Origin of the sequence: Austwickia chelonae NBRC 105200, assembly GCF_000298175.1 — a bacterium.
Taxonomy (GTDB): Bacteria; Actinomycetota; Actinomycetes; order Actinomycetales; family Dermatophilaceae; genus Austwickia; species Austwickia chelonae.
Genome location: NZ_BAGZ01000008.1, coordinates 320,387 through 340,774, shown reverse-complemented (window position 1 = coordinate 340,774; position 20,388 = coordinate 320,387). Strand labels below are relative to the sequence as shown.

At 65.6% G+C, this 20,388-nt stretch carries 20 protein-coding genes; 1 reads left to right on the top strand and 19 read right to left on the bottom strand.

The window, feature by feature from the left end; all coding sequences use genetic code 11:
* Window positions 1-13 precede the first annotated feature (13 nt).
* The 13 genes from nuoK to AUCHE_RS08110 form a co-directional block, all read right to left on the bottom strand.
* Complete coding sequence (nuoK, locus tag AUCHE_RS08170) at window positions 14-313, bottom strand: NADH-quinone oxidoreductase subunit NuoK (protein ID WP_006502811.1); 300 nt, start codon at window positions 311-313, stop codon at window positions 14-16.
* The gene (locus AUCHE_RS08165; protein WP_006502810.1) at window positions 310-1,095 is read right to left on the bottom strand and encodes an NADH-quinone oxidoreductase subunit J; all 786 of its coding nucleotides are present in this window, start codon (window positions 1,093-1,095) and stop codon (window positions 310-312) included. The genes nuoK and AUCHE_RS08165 overlap by 4 nt, the downstream gene beginning before the upstream one ends.
* Window positions 1,092-1,682, bottom strand: coding sequence for an NADH-quinone oxidoreductase subunit NuoI (nuoI, locus tag AUCHE_RS08160; RefSeq protein ID WP_081578194.1), 591 nt, complete (start codon window positions 1,680-1,682; stop codon window positions 1,092-1,094). The genes AUCHE_RS08165 and nuoI overlap by 4 nt, the downstream gene beginning before the upstream one ends.
* A gap of 53 nt (window positions 1,683-1,735) precedes the next feature.
* Entirely contained in the window at window positions 1,736-3,136 is a 1,401-nt protein-coding gene (gene nuoH / locus AUCHE_RS08155) for an NADH-quinone oxidoreductase subunit NuoH (RefSeq protein WP_052024869.1), read from the bottom strand.
* An 8-nt stretch (window positions 3,137-3,144) separates the two neighbouring features.
* Window positions 3,145-5,616 carry an NADH-quinone oxidoreductase subunit G gene (locus AUCHE_RS08150; RefSeq protein ID WP_006502807.1) on the bottom strand — a complete coding sequence of 824 codons (2,472 nt, stop codon included), beginning with the start codon at window positions 5,614-5,616 and terminating at the stop codon, window positions 3,145-3,147.
* The gene (nuoF, locus tag AUCHE_RS08145; protein ID WP_040321843.1) at window positions 5,613-6,926 is read right to left on the bottom strand and encodes an NADH-quinone oxidoreductase subunit NuoF; all 1,314 of its coding nucleotides are present in this window, start codon (window positions 6,924-6,926) and stop codon (window positions 5,613-5,615) included. The genes AUCHE_RS08150 and nuoF overlap by 4 nt, the downstream gene beginning before the upstream one ends.
* Complete coding sequence (nuoE, locus tag AUCHE_RS08140) at window positions 6,923-7,780, bottom strand: NADH-quinone oxidoreductase subunit NuoE (protein WP_006502805.1); 858 nt, start codon at window positions 7,778-7,780, stop codon at window positions 6,923-6,925. Before nuoE ends, nuoF begins: the two co-directional genes overlap by 4 nt.
* The gene (locus AUCHE_RS08135; RefSeq protein ID WP_006502804.1) at window positions 7,780-9,135 is read right to left on the bottom strand and encodes an NADH-quinone oxidoreductase subunit D; all 1,356 of its coding nucleotides are present in this window, start codon (window positions 9,133-9,135) and stop codon (window positions 7,780-7,782) included. Before AUCHE_RS08135 ends, nuoE begins: the two co-directional genes overlap by 1 nt.
* On the bottom strand, window positions 9,135-9,884 hold the full coding sequence (locus AUCHE_RS08130) for an NADH-quinone oxidoreductase subunit C (RefSeq protein WP_006502803.1): 750 nt from the start codon (window positions 9,882-9,884) through the stop codon (window positions 9,135-9,137). Before AUCHE_RS08130 ends, AUCHE_RS08135 begins: the two co-directional genes overlap by 1 nt.
* A complete protein-coding gene (locus AUCHE_RS08125) occupies window positions 9,881-10,438 on the bottom strand; it encodes an NADH-quinone oxidoreductase subunit B (protein ID WP_006502802.1) in 558 nt (185 codons plus the stop codon). Before AUCHE_RS08125 ends, AUCHE_RS08130 begins: the two co-directional genes overlap by 4 nt.
* Before the next feature lies 1 nt (window position 10,439).
* A complete protein-coding gene (locus tag AUCHE_RS08120) occupies window positions 10,440-10,802 on the bottom strand; it encodes an NADH-quinone oxidoreductase subunit A (RefSeq protein WP_006502801.1) in 363 nt (120 codons plus the stop codon).
* A gap of 144 nt (window positions 10,803-10,946) precedes the next feature.
* Window positions 10,947-12,302 (bottom strand): geranylgeranyl reductase family protein, encoded by a 1,356-nt coding sequence (locus tag AUCHE_RS08115; RefSeq protein ID WP_006502800.1) that lies wholly within the window; start codon window positions 12,300-12,302, stop codon window positions 10,947-10,949.
* Between the two features lie 168 nt (window positions 12,303-12,470).
* On the bottom strand, window positions 12,471-13,163 hold the full coding sequence (locus tag AUCHE_RS08110) for a demethylmenaquinone methyltransferase (RefSeq protein WP_006502799.1): 693 nt from the start codon (window positions 13,161-13,163) through the stop codon (window positions 12,471-12,473).
* A gap of 124 nt (window positions 13,164-13,287) precedes the next feature.
* On the opposite strand from AUCHE_RS08110, the gene AUCHE_RS08105 reads away from it, so the two are divergent.
* Window positions 13,288-14,667: an isochorismate synthase gene (locus tag AUCHE_RS08105; protein WP_006502798.1), complete on the top strand. Its 1,380-nt coding sequence runs from the start codon at window positions 13,288-13,290 to the stop codon at window positions 14,665-14,667.
* 43 nt (window positions 14,668-14,710) lie between these two features.
* On the opposite strand, the gene menD is transcribed toward AUCHE_RS08105, so the two are convergent.
* The 6 genes from menD to tsaE all read right to left on the bottom strand — a co-directional run bounded on the left by menD (window position 14,711) and on the right by tsaE (window position 20,342).
* Complete coding sequence (gene menD, locus AUCHE_RS08100; protein WP_006502797.1) at window positions 14,711-16,456, bottom strand: 2-succinyl-5-enolpyruvyl-6-hydroxy-3-cyclohexene-1-carboxylic-acid synthase; 1,746 nt, start codon at window positions 16,454-16,456, stop codon at window positions 14,711-14,713.
* On the bottom strand, window positions 16,453-17,424 hold the full coding sequence (locus tag AUCHE_RS08095) for a PfkB family carbohydrate kinase (RefSeq protein WP_074788421.1): 972 nt from the start codon (window positions 17,422-17,424) through the stop codon (window positions 16,453-16,455). Before AUCHE_RS08095 ends, menD begins: the two co-directional genes overlap by 4 nt.
* A gap of 51 nt (window positions 17,425-17,475) precedes the next feature.
* Window positions 17,476-18,561 (bottom strand): tRNA (adenosine(37)-N6)-threonylcarbamoyltransferase complex transferase subunit TsaD, encoded by a 1,086-nt coding sequence (gene tsaD / locus AUCHE_RS08090; protein WP_006502795.1) that lies wholly within the window; start codon window positions 18,559-18,561, stop codon window positions 17,476-17,478.
* Window positions 18,551-19,072 (bottom strand): ribosomal protein S18-alanine N-acetyltransferase, encoded by a 522-nt coding sequence (gene rimI, locus AUCHE_RS08085; RefSeq protein ID WP_006502794.1) that lies wholly within the window; start codon window positions 19,070-19,072, stop codon window positions 18,551-18,553. Before rimI ends, tsaD begins: the two co-directional genes overlap by 11 nt.
* Window positions 19,069-19,752: a tRNA (adenosine(37)-N6)-threonylcarbamoyltransferase complex dimerization subunit type 1 TsaB gene (gene tsaB / locus AUCHE_RS08080; RefSeq protein ID WP_006502793.1), complete on the bottom strand. Its 684-nt coding sequence runs from the start codon at window positions 19,750-19,752 to the stop codon at window positions 19,069-19,071. The genes rimI and tsaB overlap by 4 nt, the downstream gene beginning before the upstream one ends.
* A gap of 65 nt (window positions 19,753-19,817) precedes the next feature.
* Window positions 19,818-20,342, bottom strand: coding sequence for a tRNA (adenosine(37)-N6)-threonylcarbamoyltransferase complex ATPase subunit type 1 TsaE (tsaE, locus tag AUCHE_RS08075; RefSeq protein WP_006502792.1), 525 nt, complete (start codon window positions 20,340-20,342; stop codon window positions 19,818-19,820).
* Between the last annotated feature and the right edge of the window lie 46 nt (window positions 20,343-20,388).

The window sequence follows — 20,388 nt, the reverse complement described above, 5'->3', positions numbered from 1 at the left end:
GCCTTCTCGCTCCTTACAGCTTCAGCAGGTTGGCGTCGTCGACCGAGGCCGAGCGGCGAGCACGGAAGATGGCCATGATGATCGCCAACCCGACGACCACTTCGGCGGCTGCCACGACCATGACGATCAAGGAAATGACCTGACCGTCCAAGGAACCGTGCAGGCGCGAGAAGGTCACGAAGACCAGATTGACCGCGTTGAGCATCAACTCGATGCCCATGAATACGACGATGGCGTTCCTCCGGGTCAGCACGGTGGCCGCACCGATCGAGAAGAGCACCGCCGCGAGGTAGATGTAGCTCATCAGGCTCATCGCTGCGAACCCTCCTCGATCTCCTTGTTCATGCCGTCCACCGCGTCCGTGAACTGCTTCGGTTCCTCGATCTGCTGACGCGCCGTCAGCACACGACTCACCGAGAGCTCACTCGGAGTACCGTCCGGCAGCAGCGCCGGGGTGTCGACCGAGTTGTGCCGGGCGTACACGCCAGGTGCCGGCAGACCGGCCACATAACGGTTCTCCCGGATACGACGGATCGACCATTCACGCTGACTTGCCTTCGGGAGCAGACGTTCCCGATGCGCCAACACCATGGCAGCCATCGCCGCGGTGATGAGCAGAGCACTCGTGATCTCGAAGACCCAGACGTACTGTCCGAAGATCAGCCCGGCCACACCGACCACATTGCCCTGTTTGTTCGCCGCTTCCAGACTCTCGCCGCGTTTCACGAAGGTGGCATCAGTGAGCGTGCTCAACAGCAGGCCGCCGAGCCCGATCGCGAACAACAAGGAGACCCATCGGTGGCCCTTGATGGTGTCGACCATCGATTCGCTGGCCTCGACACCGATCAACATGATGACGAACAGGAAGAGCATCATCACAGCGCCGGTGTACACGAAGACATGGACGACACCGAGGAAGTCGGCACCCTGGGCCAGGTAGACGACGCCCAACATCACCATGACCAAGGCCATGGACATCGCCGCGTAGACCGCCTTCTTGGCGAACAGCAATCCCAGCGAACCGAGCACCATCGGAATCGCGACGACCCAGAAGAACACCGTTTCCCCGGTGGACATGACTGGAGTCTCGGTCATTTCCGGTCACCACCTTTCGTGGTCCCGTCCTTGTCACGAGCACCTACGTACTCACGCTGTGCAGGGGTGGCCTTGTCGACCTTGCCCTGGTAGTAGTCACGTTCCTCCAAGCCCTCCACCATCGGGTGGGGCGGGGAGACCATGTCGTCACCGAGCGGCGCCAGCAGCTGATGCTTCTCGAAGATCAGGGCGGACCGGGAATGGTCGGCCAACTCGTAGAAGTTCGTCATCGTCAACGCCCTGGTCGGGCAGGCCTCGATGCACAACCCGCAGAAGATACAGCGCAGATAGTTGATCTGATAGACCCGACCGTAACGCTCACCCGGTGAGAAACGTCCTTTCCCTCCCTGGTCGATCGGAGTGTCGTCGTTGTCCGCGCCTTCGACGAAGATGGCGTCTGCAGGGCAGGCCCAGGCACACAACTCGCACCCGACGCACTTCTCCAGTCCGTCCGGATGCCGGTTCAGCTGGTGACGACCGTGGTAGCGCGGAGCAGTCGGAGCCTTCACCTCCGGGTACTCCACGGTCGCGACCTTACGGAACTGTGTCTTGAAAGAGACACCGAAACCCGCGACCGGTGCGAACATGTCAGCGAAAAAACCGCCAGGTTTCTCCGCTGCGCTCTCCTTGCGCTCTTCGCTCACTTGTCGTTCTCCTCACGCTCGGCTCGGCCCGGTTCGCCGTTGTCGAGAACCACGGACTTACCCCCGGATCCGGTGGGCACCGCAGCCGCAGCCGACACCGTCGGCCGTGCGGTGCCGGGATTCTCTGCGGTCGGCTCGAGAAGGGTCTGCCCCGGCAACGGCGGCACAGGATAGCCACCGGCGAAGGGGTCGATCTCGGACGGGACCACCGTGGCCACATCCCGTTCGGTCATCGCCCGGTCCCAGGCCATGATCGCCAGGAAGGACACGCCCAGGATCACCACCAGGACGACGATCAGCGATGCATTGAAAGGTCCCACGAAGACATTGCCGAGGAAGCCGATCTGCGCACCCTTGATGAAAGCGGCCGCGATCACCCAGAACAAAGTCACCGGGATCAGGAACTTCCACCCGAACTTCATGAACTGGTCGTACCGGGTGCGAGGCAGAGTGCCCCGCAACCACACGAAGAACCACATGAACACCCACAGCTTCGCGGTGAACCACAACAGACCCCACCATCCGGCGCTGAACTGCCCGTCGGCGATGTAGTGCAGACCGAAGGGTGCCTGGTAACCACCGAGGAAGAGGGTCGTGGCCAGGGCGGCGACGGTGAACATGTTCACGTACTCACCGAGGAAGAACATGCCGAACCGCATACCGGAGTACTCGGTGTGGAAACCGGCGACCAGCTCGCCCTCGCCCTCGGCGAGGTCGAAAGGAAGACGGTTGGTCTCCCCCACCATCGTGATGATGTACACCACGAAGCTCACAGCCAGGGGGAACATGTACCACAGCCGGTCCTGGGCTGCCACGATCTGCCACGAGGTCATCGACCCGGAGTAGAGGAAGACCGCCACCAAGGACAGACCCATCGCAATCTCGTAGCTGATGACCTGCGCCGTCGACCGCAGCCCGCCCAGGAGCGGATAGGTCGACCCGGAGGACCAGCCGGCCAGGACGATGCCATAAGCGCCCACGCCTGCTGCGGCAAGCACCAACAGGGCCGAGACCGGTGTATCCGTGAGCTGCAACGGCGTCCGATATCCGAAGACATCCACCATTCCACCCATCGGGATGATCCCGAAACTGATGAAGGCCACCGACCCAGCGATGATCGGAGCCACCAGGTACATCAGCTTGTCCGCCTGGCGGGGGATGAAAGTCTCTTTCCAGATCAGTTTGAAGGCGTCCGCGATCTCCTGGAATATGCCCCACGGTCCGAAACGGTTAGGTCCGGGACGCTGCTGCATCCGGCCGATGACCCGGCGTTCGAACCAGATCACGATGACGACCTGGATCATCAGATAGGCGAAAATCAACACCGCCTTGATCAGCGACAGCCACCACGGGGTCTGGCTGAAGTCCGGGGCTTCGATCTTCCCCGGCAGGACCATGAGCGCGTTCACGCCGCACCACCCTTCGTGACAGTCACGACGTCGCCGGCATCCGCGCCGAGAATGGCGCGGACACGGGACCCCGCAGAATTCGTCGGCAGCCACACGACGTGGTCCACCATCGGTGTGATCTGCGCCGGGAGGGTGATCGATCCCCTCATCGTGGAGACGGTCACGGCCATGCCGTCCACGATGTCCAGCGCTGCGGCGGTGGCCGCTGACAACCGGACTACCGCCAGCGGCGCCGTCCCGGCCAGATAAGGCTCGCCGTCCTGCATCCGGCCCGCGTCCAGCAGCTGGTGCCAGGTCGCCAGTACCGCCTGTCCCACAGCCAGTGAAGGCACGGGCTGGGGATCGGCGGTCGGCGGTGCCTGACGACGTCCGGACCATACGGGAAGGCTGTCGAGCTCGGCCCGGATCTGCTCTACCGATCGGGTGCCGAGGTAGCCGCCCATCTCGGCTGCGAGCAGGTCGAGAACCCGGTAGTCCGCCATCGCGTTGGAGTTCAAGGCCGCGGTGAAGGGGACAACCCTGCCTTCCCAGTTGAGGAAGGCGCCGGTCTTCTCTGCGACCGGGGCGACCGGAAGAACGACGTCGGCGGACTCCGTGGCCAGGCTGTCCCGGATCTCCAAGGAGACCACGAAAGCCCGTTGCAAAGCTTCGGACACTGTGCCCTGATCAGGAAGGTCACTGATCTCCACGGCGCCGACGACCAGACCACCGAGTTGGCCGACTGCCGCCGCCGTCATCATCGAACCGGCATCGCGGCCCGTGGCCGACGGCACTTCGTCGACCTCCCACAGCTTCTGCAGTTCGGCCCGGGCAGTGTTGTCCCGCAGCGGCCGACCACCTGGGAGCAGATCAGGAAGGCAACCTGCCTCGAGAGCGCCCCGCTCCCCCGCACGACGCGGGATCCAGGCCAGCTTCGCCCCGCAGGACTGCGCCAGCACAGTAGCTGCCGAGAGCGCTCCGGGCACCCCGGCAAGACGCTCACCGACGAGCAGAACTGCTCCTTCGCCGAGAGCATGACCGGCTTCGCTCAGCTCAGGACGTTTCTCCCGCAACGCATGCAGCAGCTCAGTCTCGGTGCCGGGCGCCGCCGGGATGAGAGTGCCGCCCAGCTTGCTCAACCCCCGGGTCGCAAAGGGCGCGATCCCGAAGATCGGCGTTCCCTTCTTCCGCCACGCCTTCCGCAGACGCAGGAAGACCATGGGCGACTCTTCCTCCGGCTCCAGGCCTACGAGAAAGACCGCACTGGCCTGTTCGAGGTCGGCATAGGTCACACCTGTGACGGCGTCGGAACCGGCCACGCAGGCCGCGAGGAAAGAGGCTTCCTCCCCGGAGTGGGGGCGGGCCCGGAAGTCGATGTCATTCGTTTCGAGCACCGTACGGGCGAACTTGCTGTAGGCATAAGAATCCTCGACGGACAGCCGTCCTCCGGTGAGAACACCCACTCCCCCGTTCTTCTTCGCCTTGGCCAAGCCGTCCGCGGCGAAAGCCAGGGCTTCCGGCCAGCTGGCAGGTCGCAGCTCGCCGTTCTCCCTGATCATCGGAGTAGGAACCCGGTTGGGCTGGGTGGCGTAGGTGAACGCCCAGCGACCCTTGTCGCAGTTCCACTCCTCGTTGACCTCCGGGTTGTTGGTCGCCATCCGCCGCAGGACCGTGCCCCGACGGTGGTCGACCCGCAGCCCGCATCCGCCGGCGCAGTGCTCACAGGCGCTCGGTGTAGAGACCAGGTCGAACGGTCGGGAGCGGAACCGGTAAGCCGCTCCGGTCAGTGCACCCACCGGGCAGATCTGCACGGTGTTCCCCGAGAAGTAGCTCTCGAAGGGATCTTCCTGGTAAATGCCGATCTGTTGTTGGGCACCCCGTTCGACCAGCGCGATGAAAGGGTCACCGGCGATCTGGTCGGAGAATCGGGTGCACCGTTGGCAGAGCACGCACCGTTCCCGGTCGAGCAGTACCTGGGTGGAGACGTTGATCGGCTTGGTGAAGGTGCGTTTGACGTCGTCGAACCGGCTCACCGCGTGTCCATGGGACAACGCCTGGTTCTGCAGAGGGCATTCGCCACCCTTGTCACACACCGGGCAGTCCAGCGGGTGGTTGATGAGCAGGAATTCCAGGACACCCTTCTGGGCCTTGTCGGCCGTCTCGGAGGTGTGCTGGGTCTCCACGCTCATCCCCTCGGAGACCGTCGTGGTACAAGCAGCCTGAGGTTTGGGCATCTTGCGCAGCGAACCGTCCGGGCCTGCCGTCGCAACGTCGACCAGACACTGTCGACAGGCTCCTACCGGGTCGAGCAGAGGATGATCACAGAAACGGGGGATCTCAACGCCGAGTTTTTCGGCAGCTCGGATGACCAGCGACCCCTTCGGCACCGACACCGGGACGCCGTCGATGGTCAGGGTGACCATCTCCACAGGGGGCTCCACGTGGACGCTGCCCACGCCGCCGGAGCTCGGACTCTTCTGGACCGTCATCGGGTCACGCTCTCCTTCGCGAACAAGGTGGACGCCTCCGGCGGGAAGAGCACATGGGCCGGGGTGTGATATCCCTGCTCGAACTCTTCACGGAAATGTTTGATCCCGGACTGCACCGGGGTCGCGGCCGCGTCGCCGAGGGCACAGAACGAGCGGCCCATGATCTGGCCCGACACGTCGAGCAGTTTGTCGACATCGCCTTCCTGGCCTCGACCGTCCACAAGACGTTGCAGGACCTGACGCATCCACCAGTTGCCCTCACGGCAAGGGGTGCATTTACCGCAGGACTCATGGGCGTAGAACTCGATCCACCGCGACACCGCCCGCACCACCGAGACCGTCTCATCGAAGACCTGCAGGGCACGCGTACCGAGCATCGACCCAGCAGCTGCCACCGACTCGTAGTCGAGTGGGACGTCCAGATGTTCCTCGGTGAACAGTGGCGTACTGGATCCGCCCGGGGTCCAGAACTTCAGCGTGTGCCCCTTCCGGACGCCACCGGCCATCTCGAGGAGCTCACGCATGGTGACCCCGTAAGGAGCCTCGTACTGGCCGGGACGCTCCACGTGGCCGGACAAACTGAACAGTCCGACCCCCTTGGACTTCTCGGTGCCCAAGGAGGCGAACCAGTCCGCCCCGTGCAAGAAGATCGGCGCGACCTGCGAGATCGTCTCCACGTTGTTCACCACGGTCGGACGGGCGTACAGCCCGGCCACCGCGGGGAACGGCGGTTTCAGTCGGGGCTGCCCCCGACGACCCTCGAGCGAGTCCAGAAGCGCGGTCTCCTCACCGCAGATGTACGCCCCGGCACCGGCGTGCACCGTGATGTCCAGGTCGAACCCGCTCCCCATGATGTCCTTGCCCAGGTATCCGGCGGCATAGGCCTCCTGAACGGCGTGGAGGAGCCGCCGGTAGACGTGGACGACCTCGCCACGCAGGTAGATGAAGGCGTGATTGCACCTGATGGCGTAGCTGGTGATGATCATGCCCTCGATCAGGAAATGCGGGGCATTGAACATGAGCGGGACGTCCTTGCAGGTGCCCGGCTCGGATTCGTCGGCATTGACCACGAGGTAGCGGGGGTTCCCGTCGTCGGGGGGCAGGAATCCCCATTTCATGCCGGTGGGGAATCCGGCGCCGCCACGCCCCCGCAGGCCGGAATCCTTCGCCTGCTGGACGAGGTCCGCCCGGTCGAGTCGGAGGGCTTTGCGCAGTGCCCGGTACCCGTCATGGCGTTCGTAGGTCGCCAGGGTGAACGACTTAGGCTCATCCCAGAACTGGGAGAGCAACGGAGTCAGCTGGGTCATCAGTTCGCCTTTCCGACGTTCCCGGAAGCACCGGGCTTCTCACCCGGAGCATTCGACGGGGTGTCCTGACTTCCGGTGGACCGTGCAGGCTGATGCCCGGGCACGGAGGAGGCGGGATATGCCGTGCCCGTCGCACCGGCCCCTTCGCCGGCCGCTGCGGGGACGTGCCATCCCTTCTCCTTCGCATGGCGCAGCCCACGGACCGTCGCCGGCCCCGCGGTGTCGCCTTCGACCGCCCGTCCGTCGTGGAAACCGGCCAGGACCCGGCTGACCTCCTTGAAGGTGGCCACGGTCGCGGCACCTCGCGTGGGACTGATCACCTTGCCCTCACGCAAGGCGTCGACCATCCGGATCACGGATTCGGGGGTCTGGTTGTCGAAGAACTCCCAGTTGGCCATCACCACCGGTGCGTAATCGCAGCCGGCATTGCACTCGACCCGTTCCAGGGTGATCCGTCCGTCGGTGGTCGTCTCGTCGTGCCCGATCGCGAGATGCTCACTGACCGCGTCCCAGATGGCGTCACCACCCATGACGGCGCACAACGTGTTGGTGCAGACCCCGATGGTGTAGTCCCCGTTGGGGTGCCTTTTGTACTGGGTGTAGAAGGTCGCGACCCCGCTGACCTCGGCTGCGGTCAGCTCGACCGTCTCGGCGCAGAACTCGATGCCGCGAGTGCTCACGTAACCGTCGACGCTCTGCACCAGGTGCAGCAGCGGGAGAAGCGCGGACCTCTTCTGCGGGTAACGTCCGACGACCTCTGCTGCATCGATCCGCAGCTTCGCGAGGATCTCGTCGGGATACGGTTCGGTCGCGACATTGGGCTGGGAGCCGTAGTTGGGCTTGTCACCGTGCGACATCAGCGGTCCACACCTCCCAGTACGGGGTCGATCGAGGCCACGGCGACGACGGTGTCGGCGACGGCGCCGCCCTCCACCATCGCGGCGACGGCCTGCAGGTTGTTGAATGCCGGGTCACGGAAATGAGCCCGGTAGGGCCGGGTGCCGCCGTCGGAGACCAGGTGGCAACCGAGTTCTCCCTTGGGGGATTCGACCGCGATGTAGGCCTGCCCCGGCGGGACCCGGAAGCCCTCGGTGACCAGCTTGAAGTGATGGATCAAGGCTTCCATGGAGGTGCCCATGATCTTCTTGATGTGCTCCAGGCTGTTGCCCTGACCGTCCGGGCCGATGGCCAGCTGCGCAGGCCAGGCGATCTTCTTGTCGGCGACCATGACCGGCTCGCCTTCGCACTTCTCGAGGCGCTCGATCACCTGGTCGATGATCTTCAACGACTCCCAGATCTCCAGGAAACGCACTCTCATCCGCCCGTAGGCATCGGCGCTGTCCCAGGTGGGGACCTCGAAATCGTAGGTCTCGTAACCGCAGTAAGGGGCATTCTTACGAAGGTCGTAAGGCATTCCCGCTGATTTGAGGATCGGCCCGGTGACCCCCAAGGCCATGCAACCGGTGAGATCGAGGTAACCGACGTCCATCATCCGACCCTTGAGGATCGGGTTCTCCAGACAGAGGGCCTCGAGTTCCTTGACACCCTGTTTGAGCAGTGGCCACTGGTCCTCGATGATGGCTTTCCAGTTGCTCGGCAGGTCGTTCGCGACCCCGCCCGGGCGGATGTAGCCGTTGTTCATCCGGAGCCCGGTGGTGGCTTCGATGAGCCGGAAGATCCGCTCTCTCTCCCGGAAACCGATCGTCATGACGGTGGTGGCCCCGAGCTCCATCCCACCGGTGCCCAGGCAGACCAGGTGGCTGGAGATCCTGGTGCATTCCATCATGAGGACACGGATCAGTGTGGCGCGTTCGGGGATCTGGTCCTCGATGCCGAGGAGACGCTCGACCGCCAGACAGTAGGCGGTCTCCTGGAACATCGGTGTCAGGTAGTCCATGCGAGTGCACAGGGTCACGCCCTGGACGAAGGTGCGGTGCTCCATCGTCTTCTCGATACCGGTGTGCAGATAGCCGATCCCGACGCGGGCCTCGGTGACGGTCTCCGCGTCGAGCTCCAGGATCAACCGGAGAACACCGTGTGTGGAGGGATGCTGCGGCCCCATGTTGACGACGATGCGCTCGTCGGAGTGTTCGATGGCCTCGGCTGCCAGCGAGTCCCAGTCACCGCCCTCGGCGTGCAGGTGGTGGTCCCGAGGGCTCTCATCGGTGCCGGCGCCTGCTGTGGCCTGTACTTTCTCATTCGACGTGGTCATCAGTTGTACGACCTCCGCTGATCGGGGGCAGGCACGGTGGCGCCCTTGAACTCCACGGGGATCCCTCCGAGGGGGTAGTCCTTGCGCTGGGGGTGGCCGGGCCAGTCGTCCGGCATCAGGATCCGGGTCAAGGCCGGGTGGTCGTCGAAGACGATGCCGAAGAAGTCCCAGGTCTCCCGTTCGTGCCAGGTCACCGACGGGTAGGTGTCGACGATGCTGGGGATGTGCGGATCGCTGTCCGGGCAGGTCACCTCGATCCGGATACGACGGCTGCCGTGGGTGATCGACAGGAAGTGGTAGACGGCGTGCAGTTCCCGTCCGGTGTCGGCCGGGTAGTGGACTCCGGAGACTCCGCTGCAGATCTCGAAACGCAGTGCAGGTGCGTCGCGCAGCACGCGGGCGACCGAGGGCAGCGCCTCCCGGGAGACGAAGATCGTCATCTCCCCGCGGTCGACGACGACCTTCTCGACGGCGTCCTCGTAGGAGGTCGACTCATCCTTCAACGCCAGTGCGAGCTGGTCGGCCACGTCGTCGAAGAAACTTCCGTACGGACGAGAGGCCTGTCCGGGGAAGAGGATCGGGCTGACGAGCCCTCCGTAGCCGGTCGTGTCCGCGCCTTTGGTGGCGCCGAACATTCCTCGACGTTCGCCCCGGGCCTCGGGGTTGGGGGTCGCCTCGGTGGGCAGGTTCGCCCCGCCGGTCTCCTGCGCCGCAGCCGTCTGCGACTTCACGGTGTTCTTATCGCTCATGCCAACAGACCCTTCTGCTCCACCAGCGGGGTGGCCGACATCGCAGCCTGTTCCGCGGCCCGGGCCGCTTCACGGCGGCGGCCGGGGGTGTACGGGGTGGCCATCATCTGGTCGTGCAGGGTGATGAGCGCATTCAGCAACATCTCGGGCCGGGGCGGACACCCCGGCAGGTAGACGTCGACCGGGACGATGTGGTCGACGCCCTGGACGATCGCGTAGTTGTTGAACATCCCACCGGAACTCGCGCAGACTCCCATGGAGATGACCCACTTCGGCTCGGCCATCTGGTCGTAGACCTGGCGGACCACAGGAGCGAACTTCTGGCTGACCCGACCGGCGACGATCATGCAGTCCGCCTGGCGGGGGGTCGCGGCGAAACGCTCCGAGCCGAACCGGGCGATGTCGTAGTCGGGAGTTCCCGAGGCCATCATCTCGATGGCACAACAGGCCAGGCCGAAGGTTGCCGGCCAGATCGAGGTCTTGAGGAGGAACCCGATGGCCTCGCTGACCTTGGTCGTGTAGACCCCTTGCGGATATTTCTCGATATCGACCATGTCAGTCCCACTCCAATCCGCCACGACGCCACACATAGGCGTAGGCGATGAACACCGTCAGCACGAAGAGCACCATCTCCACGAGAGCGAACAGCCCCAACCGGTCGAAAGCCACTGCAAAGGGGAAGAGGAAGACCGACTCGATGTCGAAAATGATGAAGAGCATGGCCGTGGTGTAGTACTTGACGGGCACACGGCCCCCGGCCTCGGCATGCGGTGAAGGCTGGATCCCGCACTCGTAGGCATCGAGTTTCACCTTGTTGTAGCGACGGGGCCCGACGAAATCGAAGAGCAGGACCGACGCGGCGGCGAACCCGATGCCACACGCGAGGAAGAACAGAATCGGAAGATAGGGGCTGGTCATCTCGACGCGCTCCCCTTTCGGTGGATGTGGCGGCGGTGAATCATCTTGTCCGTCTCGTCTGCAGTTTCTCGCAGGGCGATCGCACCGGAGCGCAGGAACTCCAGCGTTCTCCCCCTAGATATCCTAGTGAATGACACAGGAAGCTCAGGCCGAAGGAGCAATTCGCGACAAGGCTGTGATGAGCCTGTCGTCGATTCCTCCGCCTCGTGGTTGAGCCAGATTGGCCATCGTCTTGAGAAGAACTCTCATCAACGGCGTGATCGGCAAACCGTACTTCACGCACAAACGCATGACCTCAGGTTTTCCGATGAGCGCCGCAAATCCCCGGCCCAAGGAGTAATAACCTCCGAGGTGTTCTTTCATCACCGAGTTGTACGACATGAGCACACGCTCCCGGCCGGCGTCATCAGCCCGGGCCATCGCCTGCACGATGATCTCCGCAGCAGTTCTTCCGGCCTCCATCGCATAGTCGATGCCCTCCCCGTTGAACGGGTTGACCATCCCTCCGGCGTCACCCACCAACAACAGCCCGTCTGCATACAGCGGCTGGCGGTTGAACGCCATCGGCAGAGCCGCGCCCCGGATCGGCTGGACCGCGGTCTCCTCGGTGAAAGACCATTCCGCCGGGAGAGTGGCCACCCAACGACGCATGACGTCCCGATAGTCGACCCGTCCGAAGGCCGGCGACGTGTCGAGCATCCCGAGGCCTACATTGGCCGTCCCGTCGCCGCAGGCGAAGATCCACCCGTACCCGGGCAAGAGGATGTCCTTCCCTGCCGCGCCCGCGCCGGAGAGGCCACGGGAACCTTCGTCCTCCGGGACCCACAGCTCCAGCCACGACTCCATGTACTCGTCGTTCGTCCGCACCGGCGACTCGTAATAGGTCCGGACCGCGACACCCATCGGCCGGTCGTCCCGCTTCGGACGACCCATCGCCATGGACAGCCGTGAGGAGACCCCATCCGCCGCGACCACGACCGGCGCACGGAAGGAGACGGTTTCCCCGGTGGCTCTTCCGTCACGGCCCATGACCTTGGCGGTCACGCCCTGGATCCGGCCGGAGGACTCCTCCCGGATCGCCTCCTGGACATTGACACCTTCCAGGAGCCGCGCTCCCCGTTCCGCGGCGTACCGGGCCAGAATCTCGTCGAGTTCCTGCCGCTTACGGACCATCCCGTAAGGCGGGAAGTAGTCGGTCTCGGGCCAGTCCAGTTCGAAACGCCGCCCGCCACCGACGATACGCAGACCCTTGTTACGGATCCACCCGTCCTCCTCGGCGGTAGGCACGCCCAGCTGGGCCAGTTCACGAACCGCACGCGGGGTCAGCCCGTCCCCGCAGATCTTGTCTCGAGGAAAATGTGCTTTCTCCAGCAGGAGGACATCCAGGCCCGCCATCGCCAGATAGGCAGCGGTCGCGGAGCCACCCGGACCGGCGCCGACCACGATGACATCAGCGGTTTCAGCGGAACCGACAGCCTGCGATGGATGAGAGTCAGTCACGGCGTCCTTCAAGGGTCAGCTCGGGACGGCCCACGGTCGACTTCCGACCGCGGCGTCCCTCACGGATTCACGCGGGGGCAAACGACTTGACCTTACCGGACTCCGGAGCAAGCGAAGCCACAGCGGACCAGCCATATCGAGAACGGTAGAGGCAACAGGGAACGTCCTTCAGCCCCGCACCGCCCGGTGCAGAGCGACGATTCCTCCATTCAGGTTGCGCCACTGCACATCTCGCCAGCCAGCCTCCTGAATTGCCACGGCGAGCTCCTCCTGGCACGGCCACGACTGAATGGATTCGGCCAGATACACATAGGACTCGGGATTCGAGGAAAACCGGGCCGCCATCGCCGGAAGAGCCCCCATCAAGTACTCCTGATACACCCGTCGGAAGAGCGGATTCACCGGTTGTGAGAACTCGTTGACGACCAGACGACCCCCAGGACGGGTCACCCTGGCGAACTCGGCCAAGGCACCCCGAAAGTTCTGCACGTTGCGCAGCCCGTAGGACATGGTGACCGCATCGAAAGACGCATCCGCAAAAGGCAACCGGGTGGCATCGGCCGCGACGAAAGGCAGCTCGGGATGCTGACGCCTACCCTGCCGGAGCATACCGAGGGAGAAATCGGCCGGCACCACCTGCACACCCGCCCGGTAGAAAGGCATCGACGACGTGCCCGTCCCCGCAGCGATGTCCAAGACCCGTTGGCCAGGACGCGCATCGACCGCAGCGACCAGAGCCCGGCGCCACAACCGGGCGATCCCCCCGGTCATCAGATCGTTCATCAGGTCGTAACGGGATGCAACCTGATCGAACATCGACGCTACGTCACGGGGTTGCTTGTCGAGGCTGGCGCGATTCACAGTGGTCATCCTCGCAGAAGACCGAGGCCGCCTGCGCGCACCGGCCACGGTCCCGACCTCCTGCCTGCACCACAGCCCCACCGATGACGAACAGACCCCGGCCAGGGATTATCCTGAACGGGAGATGTACGACACCGCCGCCACCCCCCCTCAGCAGCCGATGCACGAAACCAACCCGGCAGCGCTCTCCTTCCACACCCAACCTCTGCGGAACCCGGTCGACCTCCTGTCGTCCTTGCCCGGACGAAGGGCACCCTCGAAGATCCACGCCTGGACACGTGAAGGAAACGGGAAAGTCGGTTGGGGACAGGTCGCATCGGTCGCCACGAACGGGCCTCGACGATTCAGCGACGCCGAGCACTGGTGGCGTCAGGTGGTCACCCGCGCCGAGGTGACCTCGACCCAGGACAGCGGCCGGGCAACGGAAGAACCACTGGCTTTCGGCTCATTCGCCTTCGCCGACGACTCCGAACACGGCGGACTCCTCACCGTCCCCCAGGTGATCCTCCGCCGTGAGGGTGAACAGTGCCTGTTGACCACGGTGGTCGACACGCTGACCGTCCACACCACCGGCGAGCTCCGGAACGCCCATCGACAACTCGTCGAATCCTTCGTCACCCGCCATCAGGCCACCGACACATCGCGAAGAGCACCGGCCTCTCCTGGGGAGACCGCCTTCTCCGACGGCGCCCACAGCGGACCGAGCTGGCAGGCCGCCGTCGCAGACGCCGTCGAACATATCTCCCGCACCGACCTCGACAAGGTGGTCCTCGCCCGGGATCTGCACGTCGAGACCGAAAATCCGCTCTCCGTCCGATGGCTGCTCCGTCGGCTGGCCGCCGACTACACCCCCACCTGGGTCTTCGCCGTGGACGGACTCGTCGGAGCTACCCCGGAAATGCTCTGCAGATTGGAGAAAGGCCTGGTCACCTCACGGGTACTCGCCGGAACCATCCGACGAACCGGCGACGACGAACGCGACCTGGCCCTCTCGGCATCACTCGCCCGCAGCAGCAAAGACCTCGAAGAACACGAGTACGCGGTCCGTTCCGTCGCCGAATCGTTGACCCCCCACTGCACCTCACTGAACATCCCCGAGACCCCGTTCGTGCTGCACCTGCCCAATGTCATGCACCTCGCCACCGATGTCACCGGCTGGGTCTCCGACAGCGCGACATCGCTCTCGCTGGCCGCCGCGCTGCACCCCTCGGCCGCAGTGTGCGGAACCCCCCGGCAGCTCGCAAGCCAGACCATCACCGAACTCGAGAAGATGGACCGAGGCCGATACAGCGGCCCGGTCGGCTGGATCGACGCCTCCGGGGACGGGGAATGGGGCGTCGCCCTACGATGCGGTGCCCTCGACCCGGAGGACACCCGTCAGATGCGCATCTTCGCCGGCTGCGGCATCGTCGCCGGATCGGACCCTGCTGCAGAGCTCGCCGAATCCGACGCGAAACTGGTACCGATGCGTTCCGCGCTCGCCCCCGGCCCGTTGGCTCCCTGAACCCACTCAGAGGAACGGCTGCCGCCCTCCGATATCACCCTGGTCAACAAGCGGACAGGACTTCTGCGGCAGCTCCCTGAAGACGTCGGCCGACCTCCCGGTGTACCGAACGATCCAAACTCACCCGCACCACACGCACCCCCCGCGGAGGGGCCGACAGCTCAGCCATCAGTGCCGCCCGGTCATGGGCCTCCACCGTGGAGATACCGCTGGCGGCAGCGACAACAGCCAGGTCCGTCCGGACCGGCGTGGCGAACACCCGGTCGAAGAAACGCTCCCGGCCGGCCTCCCCATACTCCAAGGTCGCGAAGATACCCCCGCCGGAATCGTCCGCCACCACGAAGGTGATATCGGGTTCCGGTTCGTCAGGGCCCAGGAGCAGAGCGTTCGCGTCGTGCAGGAAGGTCAGATCACCCATCAGAGCATAGGTCGGAGAGCCTCCGGCCAAGGCCAGGCCGCAGGCCGTGGAGACATTGCCGTCGATGCCGGCCAACCCCCGTGAAGCGAAGACCACCACCTCGTCCGCAGAACGCGCCAGATCGACATCCCTCGCCGCATTCGACGAGCCGACGAACAACCGGGAGCCCGCGGGTAACGCCGAGAGCACCGCCTTAGCCAAGGCCGGCCCGCTCGGCCAGAGCTCCTCCGACTCCAGGAGTGTGCCCACCCGCGCGCCCAGGCGACGCCCAGCCTCTGCCCACGCCGCAGTCCACGAACAGTCCTCGTCGCTCCGGGCCACCCCGTACCCGGACTGCCGGCGGGCCTGCCACGACGCCCAGGGGTGCACCCGGGAGAGCACGTGCCCAGGATCGGGCCAGGCCTGCGAAGCCGCTACCGACTCGACCGGAACCCCCGGAGTGCGCAGCAAACCGGCCAACGAACGCGTCAACGTGAGCCGCCCGAAGACCAAGATCCGCTCCGGAAGATGGGAATCCAGAAACCCCGGGACCGTCACCGCCAGGGGCCCATGGGGAACCACTCCTCGCAAGTGCCTCCGCCCGAAAGGCTCCGCAACCACAGGCCATCCCATGGACTGAGCACCGTCGACCACGTCGAGGCAGGCCTCCGGATCGTTCATATCCCCCAACAGCACGAGTGTCCGTGGCACATCGGGCAGCGGCTCAACGACAGACGACGAAGTGAACGCGCTCTTCGTCTCCGGCCCGGTCGCCGTCCACGGCCGCCCCTCCGGACGTCCGTCGAGATCCTCGGGCCACTGCTCAGACCTCTCCGAGAGATCCGGGAGCAGCGGGTCCCGGAGCGGAACATTGACATGCACCGGGCCAGGCCGCCCTCCGAGATCACCGACAGCAGCCGACCAGGCCCGGTCGAGACATGAACGCCATACGGACTGCTGCCCCGCCCGCATCTCCGGCACACCCAGGTCGTGGGCCCACCGCACAGCGGCGCCGAAAAGCTTCACCTGATCCATCGTCTGGTTGGCGCCCGTGCCCCGCAGCTCCGGCGGACGGTCTGCGCTCAACACCAGCAGCGGAACCCCTGAGCTGTCGGCCTCAAGAACCGCTGGATGCAGATTGGCCACGGCCGTCCCCGACGTGGTCACCACCACTGCCGGCACACGGTTCTCCTTGGCCAGCCCCACAGCCAGGAAGGCCGCACTCCGCTCGTCCACCCGTACATGCAAGGTCAACCGACCTGCGGCATCAGCATCGGCCAAGGCATAGGCGAGAGGCGCCGACCGGGAACCCGGGCAGAGCACAGCGTGCCGCAGACCGAGCCTGATCAGCTCGTCGACCATCACCACGGCGCAGGCCATCGACGGATTCATCCCAGTTCCTCCACGTCCAGGCGCAGATGTGCCCACGGTCTCAGGTTCAACCATGCTGCGCTGCCGGGCTCAGCAGACGCCGAAACAGCGCCCGTCATTCCCGGGTCGTCCGATGTCACGACGAGTTGCCCCGCCGCGGACAATGCACCCTGAGCCGCCTGGGGTCGATCGTCGCCACAGGCGAGGCGCCCGGCGATCGTACCCGCCAATACGGCGTGCCCGCGTTCGTCGGTAACCACCGCCGCGGTCGACAGCCCCTTCGCGACCGGTGCCACAGAGGTCTGGCCGTCCCAGGAGAGACCGTAGCCGGGGAGGGTGACACACAAAGAGCCTGGGAGTTCACCCGCATCAGCCAGCAGAGCCGCTCCGGCCCGGTCCACCACTGCCACGTCGACCAGTCGCAGGTCGATCGGAAAGGGAGACACGGGATAGGGCGCGAGTAAAACCATGATCTGCATGTCACGTTCATAGGCTGCCCGGACCAACCCGTCGGCATCGGGAAGCGCCGACCATTCGATGAGAAGCACATCACCCGGTTCGCAACGCCCCAGGACACGTTCGGTCTGCAACCCCTGCGTCGGCCATCCCGCTCCAGGCAGGATCAACAAGGAAGAATCGGCCGGGTCCTCGGACAGAGCTCCCGTAGAACCCACCTCCGCAGCGCCGGCAGCCGACCGTCGAATCAACCTGGTCGTGGCCCCCTCCAGAGGAAGGACGCCGGTGACATCGACATCGGCGCGGGCCAGATGCTGTCGACAGAGGACACCGGCACGGTCGGTGCCGACGGCCGCCACACATCGCACTGCGGCCCCGGCCGCCGCGGCAGCCACACAAGCCCACGCCGCAGCGCCACCCACGGTCGTCGCGACCCGCTCCGCCACCTCCACCGAGCGGTCCACGACCACCCGGCGCACATGAACGGTCTCCTCGAGACCTATGCCACCGACGACGACAACCTGACCACTCATGACATGCTCCCTCGTCCTGCAGGCCTGCGACGTCCGCGGCTCAGCAGCGCCTCAGACCAGCACCTGCGCGACGGTCATCGAGGAGTCCGCGGTCAGGTCCATCCGCGACGGGCGGTGCCCGCGCATGACCATCTGCGCGCCCAAGGCCGCGATCATGGCCCCGTTGTCCGTACACAGACCCGGGCGGGGGACCCGCAGCCGGATCCCGGCCTCCTGACAACGCTCCTCGGCCAGCGCTCGCAACCTGGAGTTGGCCGCCACCCCGCCGCCGATCTGAAGATCCGTCACCCCATGCTCCCGACAGGCCAGGACGGCCTTCTTCGTCAACACGTCGGTCACCGCCTCCTGGAAACTGGCCGCGACGTCCGCGATCGGTAGCCCCTCCCCGCCGCCTCGCGCCTCCACCCACCGGGCCACGGCCGTCTTCAACCCGGAGAAGCTGAAGTCGTAGCGATGACGCTCCATGTCCCGACCGCTGGTCAACCCGCGAGGGAAAGACACGAACGCCGGATCGCCAGGGCCGGACTGCGGATCCACGCCGGGCACATCGGCCATCCCACGGGCGGCCTTGTCCACCCAGGGCCCGCCGGGGAAAGGCAGCCCGAGGACTCTGGCCACTTTGTCGAAGGCCTCTCCCGCAGCGTCGTCGATGGTGTCCCCCAGGCTGGTGATATCACAGGTCACGTCCTTGACCAGCAGAAGAGAGGAATGCCCTCCGGAAACCAGCAGCGCTACCGTCGGTTCGGGCAGCGGACCGTGCTCCAGGATGTCGACAGCCACGTGACCGGCCAGGTGGTTCACCCCGTAGAGCGGCTTGTCCAGCGACGCTGCCAAGGCCTTCGCCGCTGCCGTCCCCACCATGAGTGCCCCTGCCAGGCCAGGACCGGCGGTCACCGCGATGGCGTCCAGGTCCGACAAACGGACACCGGCCTCACGGCAGGCCCGTTCCAAGGTGGGGACCATGGCCTCCACGTGTGCCCGGCTGGCGACCTCCGGGACGACACCTCCGTAGCGCGCATGCTGTTCGACGCTGCTGGCAACGGCATCGCACAGGAGTGTCTCACCGCGGACGATGCCGACACCGGTCTCGTCGCAGCTGCTCTCGATCCCCAGGACGAGTGGCCCGTCAGACGTCATCGCACAGTTCCTTTCGCATGATGTAGGCGTCCACGTCACCGGGTTGGTAATACCGTCTCCGGACGGACAACCGCATGAATCCTGCCGTTTCGTACAAGCCGATCGCGGCGTCGTTGTCGGCGCGCACCTCGAGCATCAGATATCGCGCACCGGCATGGCGGGCCGTCGACATCAACCAGTCGAGAAGCATCCGACCGTACCCCCGCCCCTGAGCTCGAGGAGCCACGGCCACGGTCATGACATCGGCGACCTCACCACCGAGATCCAGACCTGCATAACCGCAGATCCCTTCCTCGTCCTCGCCCACGACATAGGTCCGCCGCGGACGACCCGCGAGCTCCGACCACCAGGTGTTCTCGCTCCAGGCGTCGTGGTGGAAGAGCTCTGCTTCCATCCCGGCCAGCACCGGGATGTCCTGCCAGCGCATCACCCGCAGGACGGCTCCGACGGATGCTCCAGAACCCGGAGAAGGAAGTGATTGCTCAGCGCGGCCGTCCCCGCCGGCGCTCATCGACCGACCGGGATCACCGGCTTGGCCTGAGCGGGCACCGCGTCAGGGCGGCGAAGGTAGTCGGGATCGGCGGGGCCCAATACCTGTCCGGTCTGAAGACGACGGACCGCGAGATCGGACATCGCGCCGCCGTCCACGTCGAGGACGTCCCATCCCTGCCGGAGAATCTCCGGGTAGAGCAACGGGCCTCGCCCTGCACAGGGCAGCGCCGTGACCTCATCGGGGAGTTCGGACGGGCGCGTCACCGCCGGACCTTCCTGTCGTTCCACCACACCCGAAAGCACCCGGTAGGTGGCCCAGTAGACCTCTTTGCGGCGGGCATCCGTGGCGACGAGGAACTCCTGTCCTTCCTCGACCGAGCCGTCGAGCAACACCCGGTGCGCCAGCGCGTCCAAGCTGCACACCCCCGCAGCCGTGAGCCCCACCGACCAGGCGAAGACCTGCGCGGTCACCAGACCCACCCGTAAGCCGGTGAACGGGCCAGGGCCCGTGCCACCCACGACATGGGTGACATCATCCGGTGTCGCACCCACCCGGCGGAGCACCTCGTTCACCGAAGGAGCGAGCCGTTCGGCGTGTGCTCGAACGTCGATCGTGGATTCACTTGCGACGATGGACCGACCATCGTGCAGACCCACGGTGATGGCACTCGTCGAGGTGTCACAAGCCAGCAGAAGCACGTGTTCCAGGCTAGACCATCCGGCGAATACCCCGGACCAGGATCAGTTCGAACGGTTGTCACCCGTCACCCGACGGCGCCGGCGAATCCCTCCCATCGAGGACCGTGCCCGACCGCCCGGACGGTGCGAGGATCGGAGACCTCCTCCTCGTCCTCCCCTGCACCGCACAGCCCAGGCCCTTCGTCGGCGAGCGCCCGCCTGAGGTCGACCTCCAACCAGCTTTCGGCGAGGGTCTCGGCCATGCCGTGGCCCCATTCGACGACGGTGACGCTGCGGTCGACGGAGGCGTCGAGGTCCAGGTCCTCCAGTTCGAGGGAACCGCCGATCCGGTAGGCGTCGACGTGGACCAGGTCAGGGCCGTCCACCAGGGAGGGGTGGATCCGGGCGATCACGAAGGTGGGGCTGGTGATCGGTCCTCGCACCTGGAGTCCTTCGGCGAGCCCTTGGGTGAGCGTGGTCTTCCCGGCGCCGAGTTCCCCGGTGAGTAGGACGATGTCCCCGGCCTGTAGCACAGAGGCCAGGGCTCGCCCCCAGGACCGGGTGTCTTCTGCGTCGACCAGTGTCCGCCTTGCCGAGACCTCGATGCTCACCGAGTTCCACCTCCGCTGTGTTGTCCGGGTCGCCGGATGTGAGACG